General features: G+C 41.2%; 18 protein-coding genes and 1 pseudogene. 12 read left to right on the top strand and 7 right to left on the bottom strand.

Translation table 11 applies throughout. The features are described from left to right. Positions 1–561 precede the first annotated feature (561 nt). From hsdR to R7P74_RS08280, 6 genes are all read left to right on the top strand, one after another. Positions 562–3006, top strand: coding sequence for an EcoAI/FtnUII family type I restriction enzme subunit R (gene hsdR, locus R7P74_RS08305; RefSeq protein WP_140292462.1), 2445 nt, complete (start codon positions 562–564; stop codon positions 3004–3006). Positions 3007–3062: 56 nt separating this feature from the next. Then, entirely contained in the window at positions 3063–4349 is a 1287-nt protein-coding gene (locus R7P74_RS08300; protein WP_078580891.1) for a hypothetical protein, read from the top strand. 3 nt (positions 4350–4352) lie between these two features. Further along, positions 4353–5678: an MATE family Na+-driven efflux transporter gene (locus tag R7P74_RS08295; protein WP_030000307.1), complete on the top strand. Its 1326-nt coding sequence runs from the start codon at positions 4353–4355 to the stop codon at positions 5676–5678. A gap of 142 nt (positions 5679–5820) precedes the next feature. Next, positions 5821–7311, top strand: a complete 1491-nt coding sequence (locus R7P74_RS08290; protein ID WP_086587226.1) for an N-6 DNA methylase — start codon at positions 5821–5823, stop codon at positions 7309–7311. After that, positions 7311–9035, top strand: coding sequence for a restriction endonuclease subunit S (locus R7P74_RS08285; RefSeq protein ID WP_318122801.1), 1725 nt, complete (start codon positions 7311–7313; stop codon positions 9033–9035). Before R7P74_RS08290 ends, R7P74_RS08285 begins: the two co-directional genes overlap by 1 nt. Before the next feature lie 2 nt (positions 9036–9037). Continuing rightward, positions 9038–10033 (top strand): hypothetical protein, encoded by a 996-nt coding sequence (locus R7P74_RS08280; protein WP_140104346.1) that lies wholly within the window; start codon positions 9038–9040, stop codon positions 10031–10033. Between the two features lie 929 nt (positions 10034–10962). On the opposite strand, the gene R7P74_RS08275 is transcribed toward R7P74_RS08280, so the two are convergent. From R7P74_RS08275 to R7P74_RS08265, 3 genes are all read right to left on the bottom strand, one after another. Beyond that, positions 10963–11934 carry a hypothetical protein gene (locus R7P74_RS08275; protein ID WP_253652033.1) on the bottom strand — a complete coding sequence of 324 codons (972 nt, stop codon included), beginning with the start codon at positions 11932–11934 and terminating at the stop codon, positions 10963–10965. Positions 11935–12137: 203 nt separating this feature from the next. Continuing rightward, the gene (locus R7P74_RS08270; RefSeq protein ID WP_001963163.1) at positions 12138–12728 is read right to left on the bottom strand and encodes a recombinase family protein; all 591 of its coding nucleotides are present in this window, start codon (positions 12726–12728) and stop codon (positions 12138–12140) included. Between the two features lie 556 nt (positions 12729–13284). Further along, positions 13285–13572 (bottom strand): hypothetical protein, encoded by a 288-nt coding sequence (locus R7P74_RS08265; protein ID WP_253652032.1) that lies wholly within the window; start codon positions 13570–13572, stop codon positions 13285–13287. Positions 13573–14148: 576 nt separating this feature from the next. On the opposite strand from R7P74_RS08265, the gene abiEi reads away from it, so the two are divergent. Further along, positions 14149–14688 (top strand): type IV toxin-antitoxin system AbiEi family antitoxin, encoded by a 540-nt coding sequence (gene abiEi, locus R7P74_RS08260; RefSeq protein ID WP_253652031.1) that lies wholly within the window; start codon positions 14149–14151, stop codon positions 14686–14688. 174 nt (positions 14689–14862) lie between these two features. On the opposite strand, the gene R7P74_RS08255 is transcribed toward abiEi, so the two are convergent. After that, positions 14863–15561, bottom strand: a complete 699-nt coding sequence (locus R7P74_RS08255; RefSeq protein WP_213869531.1) for a hypothetical protein — start codon at positions 15559–15561, stop codon at positions 14863–14865. Between the two features lie 218 nt (positions 15562–15779). On the opposite strand from R7P74_RS08255, the pseudogene R7P74_RS08250 reads away from it, so the two are divergent. After that, positions 15780–16002: pseudogene (locus R7P74_RS08250) on the top strand (type IV toxin-antitoxin system AbiEi family antitoxin); the annotation flags it as partial. Between the two features lie 573 nt (positions 16003–16575). On the opposite strand, the gene R7P74_RS08245 reads toward R7P74_RS08250, so the two are convergent. Next, positions 16576–17190, bottom strand: coding sequence for a hypothetical protein (locus R7P74_RS08245; protein ID WP_250154589.1), 615 nt, complete (start codon positions 17188–17190; stop codon positions 16576–16578). Between the two features lie 656 nt (positions 17191–17846). On the opposite strand from R7P74_RS08245, the gene R7P74_RS08240 reads away from it, so the two are divergent. Next, positions 17847–18233, top strand: a complete 387-nt coding sequence (locus R7P74_RS08240; RefSeq protein WP_253652030.1) for an HVO_A0114 family putative DNA-binding protein — start codon at positions 17847–17849, stop codon at positions 18231–18233. Between the two features lie 13 nt (positions 18234–18246). On the opposite strand, the gene R7P74_RS08235 is transcribed toward R7P74_RS08240, so the two are convergent. Further along, a complete protein-coding gene (locus R7P74_RS08235; RefSeq protein ID WP_253652029.1) occupies positions 18247–18534 on the bottom strand; it encodes a hypothetical protein in 288 nt (95 codons plus the stop codon). 319 nt (positions 18535–18853) lie between these two features. Between R7P74_RS08235 and R7P74_RS08230 the strand changes: the two genes are divergently transcribed. Continuing rightward, complete coding sequence (locus tag R7P74_RS08230; RefSeq protein WP_318122800.1) at positions 18854–19645, top strand: metallophosphoesterase; 792 nt, start codon at positions 18854–18856, stop codon at positions 19643–19645. Between the two features lie 285 nt (positions 19646–19930). Next, the gene (locus R7P74_RS08225; RefSeq protein WP_253652028.1) at positions 19931–21262 is read left to right on the top strand and encodes an ATP-binding protein; all 1332 of its coding nucleotides are present in this window, start codon (positions 19931–19933) and stop codon (positions 21260–21262) included. 50 nt (positions 21263–21312) lie between these two features. On the opposite strand, the gene R7P74_RS08220 is transcribed toward R7P74_RS08225, so the two are convergent. Then, positions 21313–22680 carry a tyrosine-type recombinase/integrase gene (locus R7P74_RS08220; RefSeq protein ID WP_182019229.1) on the bottom strand — a complete coding sequence of 456 codons (1368 nt, stop codon included), beginning with the start codon at positions 22678–22680 and terminating at the stop codon, positions 21313–21315. A 553-nt stretch (positions 22681–23233) separates the two neighbouring features. On the opposite strand from R7P74_RS08220, the gene R7P74_RS08215 reads away from it, so the two are divergent. Next, the gene (locus R7P74_RS08215) at positions 23234–24037 is read left to right on the top strand and encodes a MetQ/NlpA family ABC transporter substrate-binding protein (protein ID WP_017633488.1); all 804 of its coding nucleotides are present in this window, start codon (positions 23234–23236) and stop codon (positions 24035–24037) included. The last annotated feature ends 18 nt before the right edge of the window (positions 24038–24055 follow it).

The following is a 24055-nucleotide window of genomic DNA, read 5'->3' as shown; positions in this document are numbered from 1 at the left end:
AATTTGGATTCTTAAACGGAATGTTCTAATTTTTAGGTCTAAATTTTAGTGCCACCATTGGCACATTCGCTGCCAATCCTGACACTTCCTCTGCCACTACTGGCAGTCTCGTTGCCAATCTTGGCAAAAAAATGTGCCACGCAATTTTGGTTTAAAAAACTTAGGCAAACATACAGTGCATTATTTTAATAAATAAAAAGCAAAATTTTGTGTTTATTATTTTCTATATATTAGATTCAAAGTAAAGAAAACATTTAATTTAAACCACATCCCAGATCAAGAGTATATTTTTGATAATATATCAGTGGTATTGGGGAATTTTCAGAAAGTTCTTCTAATCGAACAAAGGCTGCCACTGTTCGGCAACACCTTCTACTGATTAGCCTCATTACAAAACTCTCACTGCACACATAAACCTATTGATGGCAGCATATTCAGAGCCTTCGCCTTAGAGACTCATACATACCGTTACACACTTCACTGATAAGTCAGTATCTTTTCTGCTTTTATGCATCCTTTGGTATAGTCATGAAATGCATTTGTACTGAGCTGGCTAATCGCATGGAATCGACAATCAATAAATCAAAGCTATCTGAAACCGACATCATCACGAAATTCATTCTTCCTGCTATCAAAGATGCAGGATGGGATGATATGTCTCAAATCCGTCAAGAAGTTAAACTGCGTGACGGTAAGGTCATTGTTCGTGGTCAGGCAGCGGCGAGGAAAAAGGTTAAGTCTGCGGACATCGTCCTTTACCATAAACCGAGCATGCCTCTAGCCGTTGTCGAAGCAAAAGCGAATAAGCATGAAATCGGCAAAGGTATGCAACAAGGTCTAGATTACGCCAGCTTACTTGAAGTCCCTTTTGTCTTTGCCTCAAATGGCGACGGTTTTATCTTCCACGACAAAACCAACCCAGCTCAACTCGAAACTGAAATTCGACTTGAAGACTTCCCGACACCTCAGCAACTATGGGACAAGTACTGCGTTTGGAAAGGCTACAAAACCGAGCACCTTCCAGTTATTACTCAAGATTACCATGATGATGGTAGCGGTAAGTCTCCGCGCTACTATCAGCTACAAGCGATAAACAAAACCGTGGAAGCGGTCGCAGCAGGACAAGACCGAGTACTCTTGGTTATGGCAACGGGTACGGGCAAAACTTACACTGCATTCCAGATTATTTGGCGACTATGGAAGTCCCGAGCCAAAAAACGCATCCTATTTTTGGCGGACAGAAACATTCTGGTCGATCAAACTAAGACCAACGACTTCCAGCCGTTTGGCACCGCTATGACCAAAGTCACAGGGAGAAGCGTCGATCCTGCTTACGAAATTCATCTAGCTCTGTATCAAGCTCTGACAGGCCCAGAAGAGCACCAAAAAGCATACAAACAGGTCGATCCTGATTTCTTTGACCTTATTGTCGTTGACGAGTGCCATCGTGGCAGTGCCGCTGAAGACAGCGCATGGCGCGAGATTCTTGAGTATTTCGGTTCAGCGACTCAAATAGGGCTAACCGCGACACCGAAAGAAACCGATATCGTGTCTAACACCGAGTACTTTGGCGATGCCATTTATACCTACTCGCTAAAGCAAGGTATTGAAGACGGTTTCTTAGCCCCTTACAAAGTTGTGCGTGTAGATATCGATGTAGATTTACAAGGTTGGCGACCAACAAAAGGACAAGTCGATAAACATGGTGAAGTCATCGAAGACAGGATCTATAACCAGAAAGACTTCGACAGAACTATGGTCATTGATGAACGAACAGAACTGGTTGCACAGACCATCACCAGCTATCTCAAGCGCACCGACCCCATGGCGAAGACCATTGTGTTCTGTAATGACATTGACCATGCAGAGCGTATGCGTCGGGCACTAATCAACTGCAACCCTGAGCAAGTTGCAAAGAATGATAAATACGTAATGAAAATCACTGGTGATGATGAAATAGGCAAAGCTCAGCTCGATAACTTCATCAACCCCAAAAAGGCTTACCCTGTAATCGCGACCACCTCAGAACTTATGACAACAGGTGTCGATGCAAAAACTTGTAAACTGGTTGTTCTTGACCAGGGCATTCAGTCGATGACCAAGTTTAAGCAGATCATCGGTCGTGGTACTCGTATTGATGATCGTTACGGAAAGCTATGGTTTACCATTCTCGACTTTAAAAAGGCGACAGAACTGTTCGCGGATGAGCGCTTTGATGGTGTCCCTGAGCGAGTTAAAGAGACAAAACCAGAAGACTTCGAAACCGATGAAGGACTCGATGAGATTATCGATGGTGAGGATGAGCTTGAACAAGATGATCCATTTGAAGGGGAAGATATCGACCCTGAAAGCATACAAGAACCAGAAGCTCCATACGACTATAGTTCATCTCCTTCAGGTGCTAGCAATCCCGATGATGATTGGCAGGATGAAAACCGAGTTAGAAAGTTCCATGTCAACGGTGTAACGGTGAAAGCCATTGCCGAACGTGTTCAATACTACGATTCCGACGGTAAACTCGTAACCGAATCGTTCAAAGACTATACCCGCAAGACGATGGCAAAACAGTTCACCTCAATGGATGACTTTGTTAAGCGCTGGCAAGATGCCGATAAAAAGCAAGCAATCATTGATGAACTGGCAGAGGAAGGCATCATCTGGGAAGCGTTAGAGCTGGAAGTCGGCAAAGATCTCGATCCATTCGACATGATTTGTCATGTCGTGTATGACCAACCAGCACTCACCAGAAAAGAACGCGCTGACAACGTCAAAAAGCGCAACTACTTCACTAAGTACGGTGAAACGGCTCAGCAGGTGTTGAATAACCTACTGGACAAGTACGCAGACGAAGGCGTTCAAGAGATTGAGAATATTCATGTACTCAAAGTTAAGCCTTTTGACGAGATGGGACGCCCTGCTGAAATCGTCAAAAAGTGCTTTGGCGGAAAAGAGCAGTACTTAGAAGCGATTTCTGAACTGGAAGCTGAGATTTATCAATCTGCTTAATCACCATTTAAACCAAGCTAGAGCTTCTTTAGCTTGGTTAGTGACCTCAAGTCATCATGCATATCTATATTTTTGGTAACCTAAATTCAGGTAAAACAACGTTAAGCAAACAAATACAAGGACGTTTGCCTGAGTTCATTTATTTATCGTTAGATGAGTATCGAATTCGCTTTGGCGATGGAACCGAGCAAGGTGAGCAACTTGCTTGTGAGCATTTCCTCGCTGCGGTTAAACAACAGGAAAACGCGATTGTTGAACTTACAGGATACGGTCAAACAGCTAGCCTTCTTACCAGTCAATTAGATAGGAAAACAGGCATACTAATCTGTTGTACTAGAGATATTGAGCAGAGCATCAATGCAATTGATGACGAGAAATACTCAGAAATCCCTTACCCATCGTGCTACAAAAAACTGCAAGCTGTTGATGAAACGATTAGATTTTTGAAAGATAAAATCATACCGACGGAACTAGAAACTCGCTGGCAAAGACAAATTTGGCAGTCTTACTGCTTTGACTTCTCTGAGAACTTTGATGCCTTCTGGGCGGACTTCCCATTATCTCAACACACTTGGGTCAGAAAACTTTATAAAGTATTGAGCACAGATACAAGTGTATCTACAGCTCTACTTTACGGAAGTTTGGGCGCTAATCAGTTAACAAAGCGCTCCGATATCGATTTATTTATTCAGTCATCGATTTCGGTTCAGAGTTGGCATGAAAGACTCCTCAGATTGTTCGGTGCACAATTGGCTCATACCGATATTTTAGGGTCGAAAATCACTCTTAGAACACAAGAGCGTTTGCTTATAGAAATCGTTATAGGCCAATCGCTGTCTGACATTTCTCTTTATTATCGCGAGTCACAAATCTACAACGTTCACTTCACTATTTTAAAGGGTGAGCTTGGCCTTGCAGAACAATTAGACGCAGTTACCAAAACACATACAAGCGAGCGAAAGCAAGCCAAAGAGTTGGCCGCTCAGGTTTACTTTTTGTTTTGCTCCTTACCGAACCTTATCGCTAACAACGACAGTTACAAGTACCACTTTCACTGCTCTATCATCCAGCACTATTGTGTTCAGCTAGAACATTTATTGCTAAGTGAGTTTAAACACAACTACCTTCCCAAACATGCCGCTACAACATTGATTGATTTCCCATGGCAAGTATTTAACTGCTCAGCAACTCATATCAATACAGTGCAATATACTGAACTTTATCAGTACCTAATCTCACTGTTCGAACGGCTTAGAAAGAAACAACTGATTAAAAGTAATGGCTATTTCTCTGTGGAGAGTCGCTTTCTCCACGAGATCTCTAGTGAAGATAACAAGGCTTAAAAATTGAAAAATCATCAAATAAAAACAATCAACTACCAACTGTGGCTAGTGCTGATTCTGACAAGCTTAATACCATTAATCTACTCAACTACACGAATCCATTTCTTGGGCAGCATCCCTAGCCCATGGACTTTTAGTATTGCAGCACAAGTTGCATGGCTAAATGTAGGATATGAAGTCCTCAGCGAAGCATTACTTATCCCTCTAGCATTTATTCTAGGCAGAGTGATTCATAGTAATGAAGCTTTTCGCGAACGAGCCAGTCTATCTCTTTTGGTTACCTTAATTTGCTACTTTGTGGTGACCTTAATGGTATTGTGGCTAGCCCCGAACTTTGTAGATGCTATGCAGCAACAGGCTGAATTATTGGCCCAAACGATCCAATACATTCGATTGGAATCTGCCGCTATTCTGCTCTCCAGCTTCTATGCTTTTTTGTCTTTAGTTCTCGTCCTAAGAAATGAACGAAAGGCGCTGTATGGTCTCCTAATAGTACAAATGCTCATGACTGTCCTTTGTGACAGCGTCTTCGTCAGTCAACTACCTTACTCCCTTCAGTTAGGAGTGAATGGCATTGCTCTGAGTAATATCGTAGTCAATAGTCTTCTCGCACTATTTGCCCTGATTTATTTATCGAAATCAGGGATCACTCTGAGCTTCAAGTTTTCTAAAGGAGATCAATCGCAATGGCTCAAAGAATGGGCAAAGATTGGATGGAAGTCAGGGCTTGAGTCACTCGTGCGAAATACTGCCTTTATCGTCATGATTCTTCAGCTTATTAACCAAGTACAACAAGCGGGAACATTCTGGGTTGCTAATCAATTTATTTGGGGCTGGCTACTACTTCCCGTTTTGACATTAGGGCAACTGGTTAAGCAAGATGCTGCGACAAACAATGGATTAACATCTGAGCGAGTCAATGGCTACCTTTGGATAACGTTAGGAATTATTGCTGTTTGGATACTCACCGCACCGCTTTGGAACAGCTTTATAGCCAATGTCATGGGGATAGAAAACCCAGAATCAATCACCAGTCTAGTTTGGCTAATGGTTGGGTTCTATGTGATTTTCAGTTTAAACAATGTCATAGACAGTTACTTTTATGGTATTGGACGCACGGATTTAATGCTGTATCAATCACTTATCGTAAACACCTTGTTTTACGGTTGTGCTTTTGTGCTCTATCAAATCGGTATCTTTGTACCTACGCTTGAACGAATCGCCATAATGTTCGGCTTGGGCATTACTGCTGATGCGCTAATCACTTGGGTGTTGTACCTTGCCTTACGGAGCAAAGAGAGCATGAATCAACAACCAGAAAGCCATTAATTTATATATTTACCACAGATATAAATGCCCACTAACCTCCACCGTTATTGGGCATCACATCTCCCCCTTTTCAGTACTCACATTGACGTAGAAATGCTATAATCTGCCCCAATTTTTTTCAGTCATTTAGTAGTAGAACTCCATGTCAATCAGTTCAGTTATCAAGTCTATTCAAGACATCATGCGTAAAGATGCGGGTGTTGATGGTGACGCGCAGCGTCTAGGTCAAATGTCGTGGCTTTTATTCCTTAAAGTGTTTGATGCTCAAGAGGAAGAGCTAGAGTTCGAGTTAGATGATTACCGCGAACCCATCCCAACGAAATACCTATGGCGTAACTGGGCGGCAGATAACCAAGGCATTACAGGTGATGAGCTGCTGGAATTCATCAATGATGACCTATTCCCGACGTTAAAAAATCTAACCGCACCGAAAGACACCAACCCACGCGGTTTTGTGGTGAAAGAAGCCTTTAGTGATGCCTTCAACTACATGAAAAATGGCACACTGCTTCGCCAAGTGATTAACAAGCTCAATGAAATCGACTTTACTGACTCTAAAGAACGCCACCTGTTTGGTGATATCTATGAACAAATCCTACGCGATCTTCAAAGCGCAGGTAATGCGGGTGAGTTCTATACCCCTCGCGCGGTGACTCGTTTTATCGTCAACAGACTGGATCCAAAGCTAGGTGAACAAATTATGGATCCTGCCTGCGGCACGGGCGGATTTCTGGCTTGCTCGTTCGATCACGTCAAAGAGAACTACGTGACAAGCGCAGCCGACCACCAAACACTGCAAAAGCAAATCCATGGTGTAGAGAAGAAACAACTGCCACACTTGCTGTGTATCACCAATATGATGCTCCACGGCATCGAAGTCCCTGTGCAGATCAAGCACGGCAACACGCTTAACAAGCCGCTTTCAAACTGGGATAGCAATATCAATGTGATTGCGACTAACCCACCGTTTGGCGGTACAGAAGAGGACGGGATTGAAAAGAACTTCCCTGCCGAAATGCAAACTCGTGAAACCGCCGATCTGTTCTTGCAGCTTATTGTCGAAGTATTGGATAAAGATGGTCGCGCTGGTGTGGTGTTGCCTGATGGCACCTTATTTGGTGAAGGTGTAAAAACCAAAATTAAAAAGATGCTGACGGAAGAGTGTAACCTGCACACGATTATTCGCTTACCTAATGGCGTGTTCAACCCATACACGGGCATTAAGACCAACATTCTATTTTTCACCAAAGGCCAACCGACCAAAGAAGTGTGGTTCTATGAGCACCCTTACCCAGAAGGCGTGAAGAACTACAGCAAAACCAAACCGATGAAGTTTGAGGAGTTCCAGCAAGAGATCGATTGGTGGGGTAACGAGGCCGATGGATTCTCTAGCCGCATCGAGACCAAGCAAGCTTGGAAAGTGTCGATTGAGGATATTATCGAGCGCAACTTTAACCTTGATATTAAAAACCCGTATCAGGACGAAGTCGTCAGCCATGATCCTGAAGAGTTACTGGCGAACTATCAGCAGCAACAACAAGACATTAAAGCACTGCGTGACCAACTGAAAGGCATTCTCGGTGATGCGCTTAGCTCTACCATTCAAGGTAAAAAGCAAGGTGGAGAACAATAATGGCTGTAGAAAACCTGATCACCGAGCATATTGATATTTGGACTTCGGCAGTAAAGACCAAATCGACCTCTGGTCGCGGTAGCAGCAAGAAACTAGAGCTTTATGGGATTAAGAAGCTGCGCAAGCTTATTCTTGAACTAGCGGTTCACGGGAAATTAGTTCCACAAGACCCCAATGATGAGCCAGCAGATATATTGGTTCAAAGAATCATGGCTAAGAAGAAAGAACTTCTAGCAGATGGCACCTTAAAAAAAACAAAGAAAAGCAAAGTTCACGATGCAATAATTTCCGCCGAGGAATTACCTCTAGGATGGGTTGCTGCTGATTTTGGAGACATAACTTTCAACCTTGACGCACAAAGAATACCGCTATCAGTAAGTGAACGAAAAGGACGTCAAGGGATCTATGACTACTATGGTGCTTCGGGAGTAATAGACTCGATTGATGCGTATCTATTTGATAAACCGCTTCTCTTGATAGGGGAAGATGGTGCAAACTTAGTAAATAGGAGCACCCCTATAGCATTTATGGCTCGCGGAAAATACTGGGTTAATAATCATGCACACGTTATAGATGGTATTAGTGAAGACTTTTTAATCTACCTTAGCTTGTATATTAACTCGATTTCACTTATTCCATATATAACTGGTATTGCCCAGCCCAAAATGAACCAAGCGAAAATGAACTCGATCTTGGTATTACTTCCACCTGAAAAAGAACAACACCGCATCGTCGCCAAGGTCGATGAATTAATGGCGCTTTGCGACAAGCTTGAGCAACAAACCGAAAGCAGTATTGAAGCGCATCAAGTGCTGGTAACGACTCTGTTGGACACACTCACCAACTCTGCCGATGCTAACGAGTTAATGCAAAACTGGGCGCGAATCAGTGAGCATTTCGATACTTTGTTCACCACTGAAGAGTGTATCGACCAGCTTAAACAAACCATCCTACAACTGGCTGTGATGGGTAAGTTGGTTCCGCAAGATCCAAGTGATGAACCTGCTGCTGAGTTACTGAAAAGAATTGCGGAAGAAAAAGCACAGTTAGTTAAAGAGAAGAAAATCAAAAAGCAAAAAGCCCTACCGCCGATTGCTGAAGATGAAAAGCCGTTTGAACTGCCGAATGGATGGAGTTTTTCAAGGCTCGAAAGCTTAAGTGAATTAATAACTAAAGGATCGTCTCCTAAATGGCAAGGTGTCAGTTATACAGAAAATCCTGAAGATGTCCTTTTTGTTACAAGTGAAAATGTAGGTGCATTTAAGCTTTTATTGGATAATGAAAAGTACGTAGAAAAAAAATTCAATGACATAGAGCCTCGTTCAATTCTAAAGCAAGATGATTTTTTAATGAATATTGTAGGGGCATCGATTGGAAGAACAGCATTATTTGATAGCGATCGTGTAGCTAATATTAATCAAGCAGTATGCCTTATTCGCATACTTGCTCATGAACTGATACCCGAATTTTTCCTGATTTTCTTCAATAGCCGAATCTGCATCTCTTATATGTATGATAAACAAGTAGATAATGCTAGGCCAAACTTGAGTATGAGTAATATATCTAAGTTTGTTATTCCTATTCCTCCAGTGAGAGAACAAAAACTTGTTGTTGCTATGGTTAATCATTTTATGGATGTCTGCGATCAACTTAAAAGTCGATTAAAAGAGTCCCAAATCACTCAACTACATCTGACTGATGCTATTGTCGAACAGGCGGTATAACCATGAGCCTATACAATATCGCCAATAAAAACCTCACCGCACTGACACCGACCACTTTTGCAGCCGAAGGGCTGCAAGAGCGGCACGATTTACAAGAAGCGCTGAAAGGCTGTATTGATGCCATCGCTCCTGACTGTTTGGTGATATCAGAGGAGTTTTCAGACTGGGAAGACAGCCGCCGCCGTATCGACCTGTTAGCCATCGACAAAAATGCCAACTTAGTCGTCATCGAGCTTAAGCGGGATGAAATCGGGGCGCATATGGAACTTCAAGCGCTACGCTATGCCGCAATGATCTCTACCATGACGTTCGACAAAGCATGTGACTACTATGCCCAGTACTTGAAGAAAGAAGGTCTAGAGATCGAGGCCCGCGAAGCCATCCTAGAGTTTGTCGATCTTGATGAGAACAGCTTGGATGACTTTGGTAACGATGTGCGAATCGTTCTAGCCTCAGCAGACTTCGGTAAAGAACTCACCACTTCTGTGTTATGGCTGCGTGATAAAGGCGTCGATATCAGTTGTGTGCGCCTCACGCCCTATCGCTACAAAGAAGATGTACTGATCAATGCTGAGCAGATCATCCCTGTTCCAGAAGTGGAAGAGTACCAAGTGAAGTTCCGCGAGAAGCGTGCCGAGCAGCGCACAAGCGTTCAAAAAGGCGAAAAAGATTACTCGGAGTACCGCTATAGCGGTCATACCTATAAAAAGCGTCACCTCGCGCTAGCGTTAGTCACGGACTGGATCGAGAAGCATCAGCCACAAAGCCTGAATGATGTACTCAACGCATTTAACGAGCCAGTAAGACGACGCATTGCCATCCTAGCAGATGATATCCCTCAAGGTAGAATTCGCCGCTTCCACAGCGATGAGGACGCGCTGATTACCCTGCCTAACGACGAGGTGATAGCCATCACCAACCAATGGAGCCTAAGCAATATCACTCGATTGATTCACTTTGCAGAGCAAAGTGGCATGGTTGTAGAAAAAGCAGACTGATTCAGCTACCCAAAGTCTCAAGTAACAAGCTTTGAGTAGAACATCGTTCTCCTCGAAGCATTTTTTATTTGTTAATCAAATACTCAATCTTTAGGTTTTGATGATTTGAGCGAGAACAGTGTTCTCGCAGTATCAATCACCAGCTCACCAATACCGTTTGCAACACTCGCGACTCAGGGAACATTGTTCCAATATTTAGAATATCCCTACTATAAGATCTATAAAATCATGGATGAGCAAAGCCTTGGGTCAATACGACCTTTTGCTAAATAAGCTCATAGCATAGTCATATTAATTAAGATCCATCCACTTAAAAAGTCAAAAATATAGTTTTTATTATACATAAAAAACTTTTTAGTCAAGTTGAAAAAACACTTGATTAAGAAAAAACATTCTAATATATTAAATCCCGTAGCAAGAAGCAGAGCTTCTATCTAGAAAGTGGCTTAAAGATATATTTAAACTAATATTACTTAACCTTTAAAAGTAAAAATAATTTCTTCCACCTCACTGGTGGCTTAAAGAAAATTTAGTTTTAATACAATTAAATGTATCACTATTTTATCCACTAATAGATGGTTACACTTCCGCGCCAACTGGCGGTTAAGCGTTGGATAAAAAGGTCGAGTTTATCTCGGCCTTTTTATTATTAATTGCAAAACTACTCTTCAGGACTTTTAATTAATTATATTTTTAGAAGGCTAGTTGTTGAGTATTAATTATTAACTCCACAAACACTACTCTCTGAAAGCCTCTCTTATTAAAAGAAAGGTTCTCTGACTTATCATTCGGAACATTGTTCTTCCACAGTTTTTATTGATTAATTAAATACCCAATCTTTACTATTTTAAGATTGCGATAAGAACATTGTTCCAAGTAAACATCATCTCACTGTCGAGATAGTTATTCACATAAAATCAAAACAGGTGTTACTTAAAAGCTAGCGTCAGATAAGGCAATACATACGCTTTGAGCTTAGACTCTATCTGTTCCACTGTTTTTAGTTGAGCTGGTAGAACATTGTTCATAGGAGTTTCAACATCTATAACAGTGACCATTCCACTCGCTCGTGGTACCGTTTTTTTCGTTACCACTACTAGTGCTTCGGCTTCACTTTCAACGGTATCTAGTGCACTTAATAGAGCGTCACATTGAGATATTTGCGGTGTGTAACGAATCAAAAATCGGGTAGGGTTTATTGGGCTTACGAACACTTCCCGAGCAAGTTCTGCTGTTTCGTGGTAAAAGTATCGTTCTACTACATCTCCAATTGCTACCTTCCAACCTTGTTGAATGGCCGCAGTCGTTGTCGGCATCCAAAACTTAGAGAAATTCTCTCTCTGTTCTCTTGGCACATTACGTGTCAGATCGCCAATCACTGGGTGAGCAGGAACAAATCCCATGCTCTTAAAACCATCTCGTAATTCTTTGACGATTGGATTGGAGTCTTCGCATAACAAAGGGTAAATATCACGCCACAAATAATGAGGCCTTTCTATCGGCGATAGATACTTAGGATGGCTCGTAACTTGGTATGAAGGCGACAGTAACTCAGAGCGAATATAAATCACATGATCCACAGGCAATTGCAGATATCGCTCCAATTGTAAAAGGTTGCCACTCTCAACATTACCGATCGTTTCGGCAGCATCGAGTTTATTTTCACAAAGAACAATTGAACCATCACTTAATATCAAACGCATGTCTGGTCGGCATCCAGGATAGATAACTTGTGTCTCGACCTTGCTGATCAACCTGCTATCTTCGTCTCCAAAAATCAACCTGACAAATGCACGACTGAAACGTTCTGAAGACCTTAACGCCGCAGCGAAGAACTCAGTTAAATGATCCTCTTTTGCTACCGTTAGTTTTTGAGTATTGATGAATAAGCCCACAAGCATCCCTTTCTGTCAGCGCCGTTTCCTAGCAAAAAGGTTATCCGATTTTCCAGTCAGAACAATGTTCTTGTATCAAATATCAGCGTGATATCTTAGTAGCCTTGCTCTAAGCAAGAACAAGGTTCTTGCAATATCGTTAACCTCTTAACGAGTAATTACTTCTGGCAGAACTCAACTCAACCTAACAGTATCATGGAACATTGTTCTCATTGAACTCTTTCAGTTAGCCGCTTGTTCCAATGCCGCTTGACCGTCGGAATGGAGATACCAAGAGCATTTGCTGTTTTGGATTGACTCAGTCCTCTTACCCTACATTCTTGAACTTTTTGAGTTGTACTGATAGCTTCTGGTCGGCCAATCCGCTTACCCTCAGATTTAGCCCTAGCTTGCCCTTCCAACGTCCGTTCCCGAATACGGTTTCGCTCAAACTCAGCAAATGCTGAGAACATTTGTAGCATCAATCGTCCCTCTGCTGAGCTTAGATCAGCGGTCGGCAGATCCAGAGAAATTGGCGTAACACCTTTTTCTAACAGCATACTGATCGTATGCTGAACATCGATGTTATCTCTTCCAAGTCGATCAAGCTTTAGTACCACCAGTTTGTCCCCTGGTTCAAGTTTATGCTCAATCAACATTTTGAACTCACGTCGTTCAGTTGCAGGTACACTCCCCGAAACCGTCTCATGAACAATTCGGTGCTCCTGAATATCGTAGCCAGCATTCCGAATGGCTAAAATCTGATTTGAAACTGTTTGCTCACTAGTCGATACACGACAATAAGCGAATGTCCGTCCCATACTCCCCACAATAGCCCCCTTTTTGGCATCACAACTAGTATCAGAAAACGGATGTTTGTTGATACTACAGGGGTGTTTACATCTCGCTAAAGTTGACTAGTTAAGTCGATAATTAAGGCAAACCACCTTTGCCTTAATAAAAATCGAGTAAATAAATTATTACGCATAGATAAAAATCATTACTCTAAAGTTATTTATATATAATAAAAAACAAACTCAGTTAAAAAACCTTGACATTAAAATCCAACATAAAAAATTAAATTTTATTTATTTAATTTTTTATGTTATAACTATTATAACTGTTATAACTATTATAAAGTTATAATTCTAATATAAGGTTAGCTTTTACAAAAATGAAGGTTAAACCCAAATAAGTCTAAATTATTGCAGAAATTCTTCTGCCACTACTGGCACTTTCAATGCCAGTAGTGGCACATTGCTTGCCAGTCTTGGCAAATTCTCTTGCCACGAGCTTTGATGACGGAATTTTTAAGGCTTTCATCATTTGCCTGACACAAGCTCACAGGCTTTAACGTTGTGCAAAAAAAGAACAACGTTAGAACACGTTGAATGTCTCATTTTTCCTTGACTTATAACGGTTACAACCATATAAGCCAGGCACTCGGCATTCTTTATCTTCCTTAATAGGTTGTCTTTTTAAACGAACTTGAGGAACATTGTTCTTTTCATCTAAATTAATAAAGTTTGCTCTACGTAATGCTTCTTCATCCGAAATATCGTTATAAACGACTTGAAATCTATTTGGCTTAGTTTCACGTTCTTCTCTTGCAGAGAGATAACTCATTTCACGATTACGTTTAGAATAAACCAAAACTTGAGACATATCGACAACCCTCTTAATATATATAGATAAATTCAATGACTATTATATTTATCAAGTAATATTCTCTTTGTAAAGGACCTTTAACCACTATTTTAAAAATAACATTAACATTTGATTATTAAATAAAAATCGTTTGATTTTTTAATTATTAAATTAGAGAAGCAATAATTAGTTAAACTCCTACCCAAATGAAAAAGATCGGACTCTGGGCTATTAGTGTTGCGATTATCCTCCTCAAAGAATCATATTTATCATCATAGATTCCGAGTTAGGATCCTAACCGAGAATAGGGAACCAGCTTCTGACTATTGGTGCTGCCATTTCCTTACCTCAAAACAACCATAATCATCCCCATAAATTCCGAGTTAGGATCCTAACCGAGAATAAAGAACAGATTCTGACTATTGGTGACGCTATTCCCCCTCCTCAAAGAACCATATTCATCATAATTCCGAGTTAGGATCCTAACTCGGAAAAACCAATCAGGGATCAGGAAGGGTATTAGCGATCACCAGTTGCTATCTTCAACCATAAGTGTACAAAAATATATGTCATACTTACTTTTTATGGCTACTTATGAGCATTGACGTGAAGATTGAGGTTGCATTGGAGCGCCTGCATAAATTTGACGGGCGAGGTATACACGTTTATCGAAAGAGTGATCTCAGGAGATTATTTTTTGATGATTCACTTACAGCATTCCAGCAAAGTTTACCTCGTTTGGTGAAAGCTGGAGTACTAGAGCGGGTATGCAACGGTGTTTATGTATTCTCATACAGTCGTCATAAGGGCGGTTATACTATTGAATACATTGCCAAATGCTTGCGACGAGGAGAGTACAACTACATCTCTCTAGAATCGGCGCTTTCAGAATACAGTGTTATTTCCCAAGTAATGCTTGATCGAATTACGATCATGACGACTGGACGCAAGGGAGAGTTTAAGACACCTTACGGCGTTATCGAATTCACACATACGAAACGTGATGATATTGACATTATCAGCAATACCATAACTTCAGGCCGTCCCTTGCGGATTGCGAAGAAAGAAGCTGCAATTCGAGATTTGAAAAGGGTTGGCAGAAACACACACTTGATAGTGATGAATCATGATTAAGGCTGATTTGGGTACTCCCAAAAACCACACAACTCACTTTTGGACAAAAGTTTGCAGTGCTTTCCCTAAATTAGCATTTAGCGGATAATCTGAGGTATTGCAAATACCTCTTATCTATTGGCCAAATCAACTCATCCACTACAGTTCGAGTTAATCCGTCATGTGGCGGAGATCTTATACGTCGTACTGTTTCTTAGCTATGAAGACTTCCGACGAAACCGTTTTTGGATGATAACCCTGTCCCTTAGGTTGCACGATAAACTGCAATGAGTCCGACAAAGCTACAGGATTCTCTTCATAATCGTCACCAATGTACATTTGGTCTGAGAAAGGGGATATTGCATAAGCAAGATGTTCGACAAGTGTATCTCGATTAGAGAACTCACTTTCTTCTAAATTGATCATCTGCGCAATGATTGCACTATCGATGAAAGTGCCACTTAGCCAGTTAGATGTCGAAGCATAACCTGCACACCAACGTAAATTATTGGCAGTGGTGAAGACTTCGATTAACTCAGTATTCCCCCCGACGAAACATGAACCGAACATAACCCCTGTTATGTTGTACTGTTTTGATTTCATGCCAATAGCGAAAAGAATATCCTCTAACTTCATATTACCTATTTTCTTCTTGTACCCATGAGCTGCAATATAGACAATAGTGTTAGAAAACCTGACTTTACAAAGACATTCTAAGGCATATTCAAAGCTCTTTTTGTCATAAAAATCAGCATGGTAAACTTCTGTATCCCCTGCCAATTTTGCAACACCTTCAATAAAAGGCACAACACTTGAACGGTTAGAGTCACTATCATCCAATTCCCATGGACTTTCCAGCACCAGTATTCCCCGATTGGCACTATGTCTTGCCATCTTTAGTTCCTTTTAAAAAATTTTGGTATTCATTAAAGTTAAATTTGCAGCCATCATCTGAGCAAATCGTAAGGTAAGCTCAAAGCTTGAAAAATAGGCTTTGAGCTTCTTAGCTATTCGCAGCGTCAATATTGAAGAGTTTTTTCCTAATTATCAATATTATAATACCAAAATCGCTAGGTAGGCCGTTCACTTTTAAGTTATTAACCAGATTGCCATACAGTGTCATTTCCCAAGTGATGATTGACCGAATTACGATCATGACGACTGGACGCAAGGGGGGAGTTTAGGACCTCATATGGCGTTATCGAGTTCACACACACGAAACGTGATAATATTGACATTATCAACAATACCATAACTTCAGATCGGCCCCTGCGAATTGCTAATAAAGAGACATCAATTCGTGATCTAAAAAGAGTTGGAAGAAACACACACTGAATTGTGACGAATCAGGATTAAGCAGATGCGGGCACTCCCAAAAACTGCACAAATCATTTCTGGAGAGACTGTAAATAGTCCTTTGTAATTGTCGGGGTGACATATAATCACTCAGTCTGTCTTAGAACATAACCATCATATCAAGCACCAAATTACACCAAGAATATTACCGACCGTCTATAGCTTTACAGGTTACGGTAATCAATACCTTCACTTGTTCCAAAGCACTATCAAGGCAATATCGAGTTGAAAAAACATGGTTATCTGTCAATGACTCGATCTGCTTGGAGAGTCCTAAAAGTTTACGAAGAATTTTATCGAGGGTTAATGTATTGGTTCGCCAATCACTCTGGAAACGGCTATTGGCTATTAATAAATCTATCCTTAATAGATAAATTTGAAGCTCTAAGAGAATGTTCTGCTCTCCAACATTTTCCGATATGAACTTCGCATCTTCTAGGCATTTGTGAAGATTACTGGTATTGATCACGGTAGGTATTTGAGGGGTTAACAACACAAACCTCCTTGGAGGATAAGTGGCTACTATCGAGTAACCACACACCTGCGCCAGTCTTATTTAGATTTGAAAACTAGTCCATTTCTAGCCAGTTCGAAGTCTAGATACTCCCAAAAAGTGAAGTTTGTTAAGCAGATTTCATCATTCTGTCCGATACCTAGAAGAGATTTATCACCTGTTTCTTCATACTCTTCTTCAACTTCATCTGTTGCTTCCCTTAAAGCCTCTTCCACAAGCTGTTCTTGAATATCTTCGTCCGACCAACCTAAGAACTTTGCAGTTAGGTTTGATCTAAGTGGATAGTAATCGTAAATCTCTCCCAGTTGCGGCTCATATCCCTGCTGTATTGCTTTGATGCTTTGCTCCAGCCCATACAGGTAACTAGCCTCATCCCATTTAAATAGTTGATCTTCATCCACCGCAAATACAAGCCAATAATCAGGGTTAATGGCTACCTGCCAGCCTAGATAATTAAACTCTCTGATAATGGAAAAGCGGTCATCATGAGATAAAGGTATGCCCGTTATCTTCTGGATGAGACCTTCACGAACTTTGAACCTATTTTGACCTGCTTCAGCATCTGAACAGTGTTTTTGAGAACACAAAAGAATCAGCTTCGCCACATGCTCATAATTGATATGATTATTTTTAACTCTTCTTTTAATAGGCATAGTTAGTTTCATCCTGTTGTTTAATAAAGTAGTATGTGCTAACAACTAGCTAAACTCGCTTATACCTAAAACTAAGAAAGAAATCTCACGATTTTGCCCGATACTCAAGTCATCAAGCCAGTAAGTAACTCTTTTGTGACGTCTACAGGATGACTGCTCCCTTGTGGTCTTACCCAAAAACGTATTGATTCACCAAGAGTTTGGGGACTTCCATCGTCACCATTGGCTAAAGGGATATTCAAATCAAATGGGAAAAGAGCATTATGGAAGCAAGTGATAATGTCTTGTTTAGAGTTCAACTTACCCTCGTTAATATACCCTTCAGTGAACTCTTTGATTATTGCAGTTTCTAGTAGTACTGACTGAAACCAATCGACAGAGTGCTTATATGAAATGACCCAATTAGGACCATTTACAATATCAAAATTAGTGTCATATTATCCCCAGGACTTTGATTCAGAGAGAGTATCTTTGCTAGCAGCCAAACAAGAGCTAACAATCAACTGAATCGAAAGGGGTTCGATGAGAATAGTCTCTTGACCTTTTACTCGTGAAAGGGGCGTCAATTAGCATAGCGAATATAACTATCCACTTTTTCTTTCAGAACAGCGTCGTATACACTAGGATTCTATTACTTCGTTCTGAGAAGGATACTCATGAAAGCTCGCATTGGGGTTGCATCGGAAGATCTCATTCGTAGGCACATGATTAGTGTGGCCGCAGGCAACATTAGCCATAACAAGCATCTACCGACGCTTTGGTTCACGTCACTAAATGAAGCCTCAAAGCTACTGTGTAATGAGAATATCGAACTAATGCTGCTGATCAATAGAGAAAAGCCTGAAAGTCTAGCTGAGCTTGCGGAGATTAGCGGTCATCATATCCGCGAACTCTCACGAACTCTCGACGACTTATCATCAAAAGGATTCATCCAGTTAGAGGAAAAAGGCAACGCTTGCCGCCCTATTGCTGTATTTACTGACTTTGAGATTATTCTCGGCAAAGAATTAGAGAATACACTGCAAGAAGGCTATCTTTCATGATACCGAACACTCGTTACTGCGGCGCATGCCGCTTGGGTAGCACAGCTTCATGCTGTGCAGACTCGAATGGTGATTGTTCTTGATACTTTCCGTCTAGGCCAACTTGATAGCCATAGATGATCTCTTCCAGTTCTATTTTGAGGGCTTCAGTTACTTCAACTAGCTTATCAGTATTGGTAAAGATAGCGTGATCAAGCAAGTCAAGAAGTCCATTTAGCGTAACCTTACTATCCTTTGATTCGGCTTGCTCGTTATCACTTCTTGTAGCCTTAGCCTCGTTCTTCATATCAGCCTCGCTCATAAAAATGCCTGCCGTACACACGGCTGTAGCACAATTACACTCTCGCCAGCCTCTGAGAAGTTTCCTCAGCAAAAAACCTTAACTGTTTACAATAAAAACGATTAATTTCAGACAGTTATAAACCACCAAGATTTAGACACTAAAAGTTAGTGTCTAAATCTTAGTGCCGAAAAATCAAACAAAGCGTCCAATCATTGTCTTCCATGGAGGTTTCACTTTAAGCTACTGATGTTAAAGCACTTAGCGTATGTGCTCACTTCTCTAATCTAAAAAACCCCTGTACCATGGAGAAGTCAATCAACTCTAAGGTCATGATAGTTTGAAGTTTTACGTTGTTTCCGATCTGCATCTCGACATTCACGGAATACGCCGTGATTTCTGGTATAGCTTCGATAACGAAGCCACTTTAGTCGTTGCAGGTGACACAGCGAACGGCCTCTTAGGCATGGCGTATGTGAAGAATGTACTTTGCCGCCACTTTAAGACTGTGATAATGATTGCAGGAAACCATGAATGGTATAGCAATAAGAGTAAATCCTACCGCCATAGAAGTACGTCCGTTGGGTGCAAATCTAGTGCTAACTCTGACGTTCTCAAAGATTCTAGGAGTTCCGTACTAGCCAAGCTTAAGGCTCATAGTGATACAACTGAAAACCTGTTCTTTTTGAATAATGAGTCAATAAATTTAGATGGATGTAGTATTTATGGAGGAACTCTTTGGTTTCCTATCCACACATACTCGTCTGCGCTGATTGATGTGTACTCAGAACTGATGAATGATACAAAGTACATCAGCCATCAAATGATTGAAGAGCAGCACAAAGCATTCATTAACAACTTTCCAGAGAAAGTTGATATAGCAATATCTCACCACCTTCCATCTAAAGAAGCTTTTGCTTTCGAGCAAAATGCCAGCAGCGATTATGCTCCGTATTATCATGCAGGGTTGAGTAATGAGTTGATCTCAAGAGCTAGGTATTGGGTGGCAGGGCATCAACATGATGCTGTAGAGAAAGTCATCGCTGACGGTAGGACGACATTTATTTGTAACCCCAAGGGTTCTGTCCGCTTAAGCAGTGGATTACTTACTAATAAAGCTTATTACCTATAAGAGCTAGCCAACAATAGACTTCGGCATCTGAAAGCCCGCTAGGGCTTTCTCACTGTGATCATTGGCCTTGTGAAGCAACCAATCAGAAATGATGCATAGATTCATCACCTCCCTTCACAATGCCAACACTATCATTCGCACAAATACACACATAACACTTTTACGCGCATAAAAGTGTTATTTAATACATTTTTATGCGCACTTAAATGTTAACGCTTGCATTTTATTGCGCATTTTTATGTAATAAACAATCGACCAGATAAGCACTTTAACTGAGGTGGCTAGATGAAACGAACACTACTTGAAAACCTACTCACCTGGAAAGACAAGCCGACAAGGAAGCCTTTGCTGATTGACGGTGCTAGACAAACTGGTAAAACATTCCTATTGCAGGAACTATTAGGAAGTACATTCGAAAATGTCCTAAGAATCGATTTTCTAGAAAGCCCTGAGTTAATGGAAGCCTTTTCAGGCTCTCTAAACCCTGATGACATCATCACCAACATTGAACTCTTAACAGGAGAAATCTTCGAACCATCGACAGATCTCCTTATTTTAGATGAAATTGGTGAATGTCCAAGAGCGGTCACCTCTCTTAAGTACTTTGCAGAAAAGGCTCCCAAAGCTTATGTTGCGGCCAGTGGTTCAAATATCGGATTGCTCACGTCCTTTCCCGTTGGAAAAGTTGAGCAGCACAACTTAAGGCCACTGACTTTCAGGGAATTCTTGTGGGCATCTGGAGAAAAAGCACTGCACAAAGCATTTGACCAAAAGCTGAACTCTTCAGCTGCTCATACAAAATTAATCGAACTACTGACCGATTATTATTTTGTTGGCGGTATGCCTGAAGCCGTAAACTCATGGTTCGAAAACTCAGAACTCAGTATTATTGAACGCATTGAAGCCGTATCTGAAGTCCATAGGAACTTAATTGAGGGCTACATGCGTGATTTCGGAAAGTACTCTGGAAAAGTGGACGCACAGCTAATCGAATCTGTATTTCGAAGCATTCCCGCTCAACTATCTTCGGTATTCGACGACTCCGTTAAACGGTTTAAGTTCAAGGGAGTTCACGAACGCAAGTCTCGCTATGCTGAATATGAAAGTGCGATTACATGGCTTCACAAGTGTCGGCTTGCTTTAAAAAACCATCCTATTGAAGGACAGCCTCGTTCTCCTTTAGCTGCTTATCAGAAGGACAATACAGTTAAACTATTTCTCTTTGATGTAGGGCTATTGAACCATATGCTCGGTACTGGTTACCGTGAAATCAAACAGCAAGGCTATGAATACAAGGGATATGTCGCCGAAAACTATGTTCAACAGGAAATCGCTGCGCTAGGTATTGAACCAAGTTTCTCTTGGGGAGACGCAAGAGCAGAGATAGAGTTCATTATCGCTGATGACCTAGGTCGAATTGTGCCTGTAGAAGTAAAGAGTGGTAAGCGAACCCGTGCGAAATCATTGCAATCCTACATCGAGAAGTGCAAACCCCACAAGACAATCAAACTTACAGGTACTCAAGGCTCTCCAGCAACAGAGAAGGAGCACATCGTGATGCCGCTTTACTACACCGAATACTTACTTGATCACCTGAATGATCTAGACAAAAACTAGGTAGTAACAAAATTAACAGAAAGCCCCAATGGGGCTTTCAAAAACAATCTTTATTTAAGATTAGCTCTTAGCGACTGAGTACTTTTAATGTCTGGAAAAGGTAACGTTTCAGCGGAGGGTACAACTGACAACGCTGGTGGAACATACCCAATCAACTCTTTCAATTTACTGCTCCAGGCTTCAAGCCCAACTAACTTATCGTCAAAATAGTCATAGCGATCATAGTGACGTGTACTCACATCTTGTAACGCGTGATTTTGAATACGATCTCGAACTTCCTTGCTGATTCGGCATGCCCCCATCAAAGTTTTACACGTTCGGCGAAGATCTTTAGGCACAAACTTATCGAATCCTACGGCATCGCGATAACGAGTCACTGCACGACAAATTGAGCTAGTTTTCATGGGTTCTTCTGCATCTTTGGGATTTGGAAAAACATATCGTCCACCACCAGAAAGCTCATATTGTTTCTGAAGTATTTCAAAAGCCAATCCGTTCAACGGTACGATATGATCTTTTTTGTTTTTGGAACGTTCTTTAGTGATGCAGACAAACCTTTCTTCCCAATCAACATTCCACCATTCAAGTGTAATCACCTCATATGGTCGTTGTCCCCCTAGATAGATGCACAGTTGAAGTAAGTGCCTCAAATCTTGTCCGATGGGTACAAGATCATAGTTTTCACGAAGATCTTTTAGTAGACGCCGTAACTCTCGCCATTCTAAGAACCTTTCACCAATGCGCTCTCCATCTTTTTGCTTTGGAATTGGTGCTACTGGATTGTATTTTATGCCAAATTTCGACTCTAAAGAGAAATAGCGAGGATCGTTATCAAAGCGCATCCCATGGTTAAACGCCGCCATCACATAGCTACGTACTCGGTTGCTTTGGGTGATAGCTCCACGCTGGATCATCATACTAATAACGTATTTAATATCATCTGTCGTTACATCACACGCTTTGGTGTTTTTGTCTATATATGGATAGAACTCTCGTACCAGCGCATTTCGCACGTCTTCATACGTTCTCTTTCCATCTATTTTCATGCGCTCCGTGTAGCTATGAAATAGCTCATCAATGGTTCCTAAGCTTTTACTCTCAGCATCAATTTTTTTCTGCTCGCTCTCTTGTTGTTCAAGGTGCAATTTAGGATCTTTTCCGCCGAGCAACAGTTGTGAGAAAACTTGGGCTTTCTCGCGAGCTTCTGTAAGAGTCATGCTGCCAGCACGTGCACTGAATAAACCGATTGAGATAAATTTTTCTTTCTGGTGCTGGTAGTAGCGAAACACGAACTGCTTTTTCCCACTAGTGAAAATTTTTACTCCCAAACGCCCTGTACCGCGTTGACCTGATTGATCCCAGAGATAATAGGAATTTTTACTACTGGTCGCGGATTGAATTTTAGTAACAGTTAACATTCTGATTTTCTCTTGTCTTTTTTGGCGAAGTTAACTTTCTAGGTCAATAGACATAACCTAAAAGCAGCCAAAAATAATATTGACAGATTTCATGCCTAAGCAAAGCTAGGTCAGGTAATGGGTCAGACAAGAGAAAAGTGACATGAAAATCAATGCAAACTAACGCAACAAAGACAAACAGATAAATATTTGAATTTAATAGAAATTACCAAGCATTGCATACTCATAAAAATGAACCTGGTAGGACTCATAATCGATTGGTCCGCAGTTCAAGTCTGCGAGGGGCCACCATATTTCGAAAGGCGTAGCAGGTTAATACCTACTACGCCTTTTTTGTATCTTATATCTTTGGGTACAATTTCGGTTGCGGTAACTCGTCATTAACCTCGTAATAGCTTTTCCTCTTCCCCTTTTCTTTAACTATTATCTGGCTTTCTATATGTAGCAATGAAACAAAATGTCCGCTCGTGATTTAAACCATTGACCCTCAGACAACTTCTGATAGGATGGACATACAAACGTATGGACGTCTAAAACAAAAAATGGAGCTACAATGAAAAGTATTGGTCACTTAAAGAAACTAGCTTTGATTCTCACGGCAGTAGTCGGCTTAAGCGCTTGTGGAGAAAAAGATGACTCTGTCATTAAAGTGGGCGCGACAGTTGGGCCACATGCACAAGTAGTCGAGGCGGTAGCGAAGGAGGCAGCGAAGCAAGGTTTGAATGTCGAAGTCATTGAGTTTTCTGACTACGTGACACCTAATGCCGCTCTTAGCGATGGTAGCATCGATATTAATAGCTATCAGCACCAGCCATTTTTAGACAACTTCAACAGTAGCCATAACGCCCAATTAGTATCAATTGGTCAGTCCATTCTTATGCGTATGGGGCTTTATTCCAATAAGTATCGCTCACTGCAAGAGCTTCCAAACAATGCACGTATAGCGCTTCCAAATGACCCTACCAACGGTGGTCGTGGTCTGTTGCTACTCGCCGATGCAGGTTTAATTGAGCTGAAACAGGGTGTTGGCCATAAAGCCGCCCTAACTGATATCACAAAAAACGCAAAATCATTTGAATTTGTCGAGGTAGATGCCGCTCAGCTACCAAGAACATTAGATGATGTGGACGCGGCTGCGATTACAATGAACTACGTAATGTCTTCTGGTTTAGATCCGAAGAAACAAAGTATCTATCTTGAAGCAAAAGACGCCCCATTAGCAGTCATGGTCATCGCCACTCGTGACGCAGACAAAAATAATGAAGCGTATAAAAAGTTCGTTTCTATTTATCAATCTCAAGCGATTCGTGATTATCTCGATCGCACTTTCAAAGGCACAATCGAAGCAGCTTTTTAATCAATAAAGCAGCGAATA

It is taken from the genome of Vibrio sp. 2033 (genome assembly GCF_033339735.1).
This window is presented reverse-complemented; position numbering and strand designations above follow the sequence as displayed.

Coding starts and splice junctions, on each gene's coding strand:
- hsdR (WP_140292462.1), top strand. CDS start 562: ATGGAATCGACAATCAATAAATCAAAGCTATCTGAAACCGACATCATC.
- R7P74_RS08300 (WP_078580891.1), top strand. CDS start 3,063: ATGCATATCTATATTTTTGGTAACCTAAATTCAGGTAAAACAACGTTA.
- R7P74_RS08290 (WP_086587226.1), top strand. CDS start 5,821: ATGTCAATCAGTTCAGTTATCAAGTCTATTCAAGACATCATGCGTAAA.
- R7P74_RS08285 (WP_318122801.1), top strand. CDS start 7,311: ATGGCTGTAGAAAACCTGATCACCGAGCATATTGATATTTGGACTTCG.
- R7P74_RS08280 (WP_140104346.1), top strand. CDS start 9,038: ATGAGCCTATACAATATCGCCAATAAAAACCTCACCGCACTGACACCG.
- R7P74_RS08275 (WP_253652033.1), bottom strand. CDS start 11,934: ATGCTTGTGGGCTTATTCATCAATACTCAAAAACTAACGGTAGCAAAA.
- R7P74_RS08270 (WP_001963163.1), bottom strand. CDS start 12,728: ATGGGACGGACATTCGCTTATTGTCGTGTATCGACTAGTGAGCAAACA.
- R7P74_RS08265 (WP_253652032.1), bottom strand. CDS start 13,572: ATGTCTCAAGTTTTGGTTTATTCTAAACGTAATCGTGAAATGAGTTAT.
- abiEi (WP_253652031.1), top strand. CDS start 14,149: ATGAGCATTGACGTGAAGATTGAGGTTGCATTGGAGCGCCTGCATAAA.
- R7P74_RS08255 (WP_213869531.1), bottom strand. CDS start 15,561: ATGGCAAGACATAGTGCCAATCGGGGAATACTGGTGCTGGAAAGTCCA.
- R7P74_RS08245 (WP_250154589.1), bottom strand. CDS start 17,190: ATGCCTATTAAAAGAAGAGTTAAAAATAATCATATCAATTATGAGCAT.
- R7P74_RS08240 (WP_253652030.1), top strand. CDS start 17,847: ATGAAAGCTCGCATTGGGGTTGCATCGGAAGATCTCATTCGTAGGCAC.
- R7P74_RS08235 (WP_253652029.1), bottom strand. CDS start 18,534: ATGAGCGAGGCTGATATGAAGAACGAGGCTAAGGCTACAAGAAGTGAT.
- R7P74_RS08225 (WP_253652028.1), top strand. CDS start 19,931: ATGAAACGAACACTACTTGAAAACCTACTCACCTGGAAAGACAAGCCG.
- R7P74_RS08220 (WP_182019229.1), bottom strand. CDS start 22,680: ATGTTAACTGTTACTAAAATTCAATCCGCGACCAGTAGTAAAAATTCC.
- R7P74_RS08215 (WP_017633488.1), top strand. CDS start 23,234: ATGAAAAGTATTGGTCACTTAAAGAAACTAGCTTTGATTCTCACGGCA.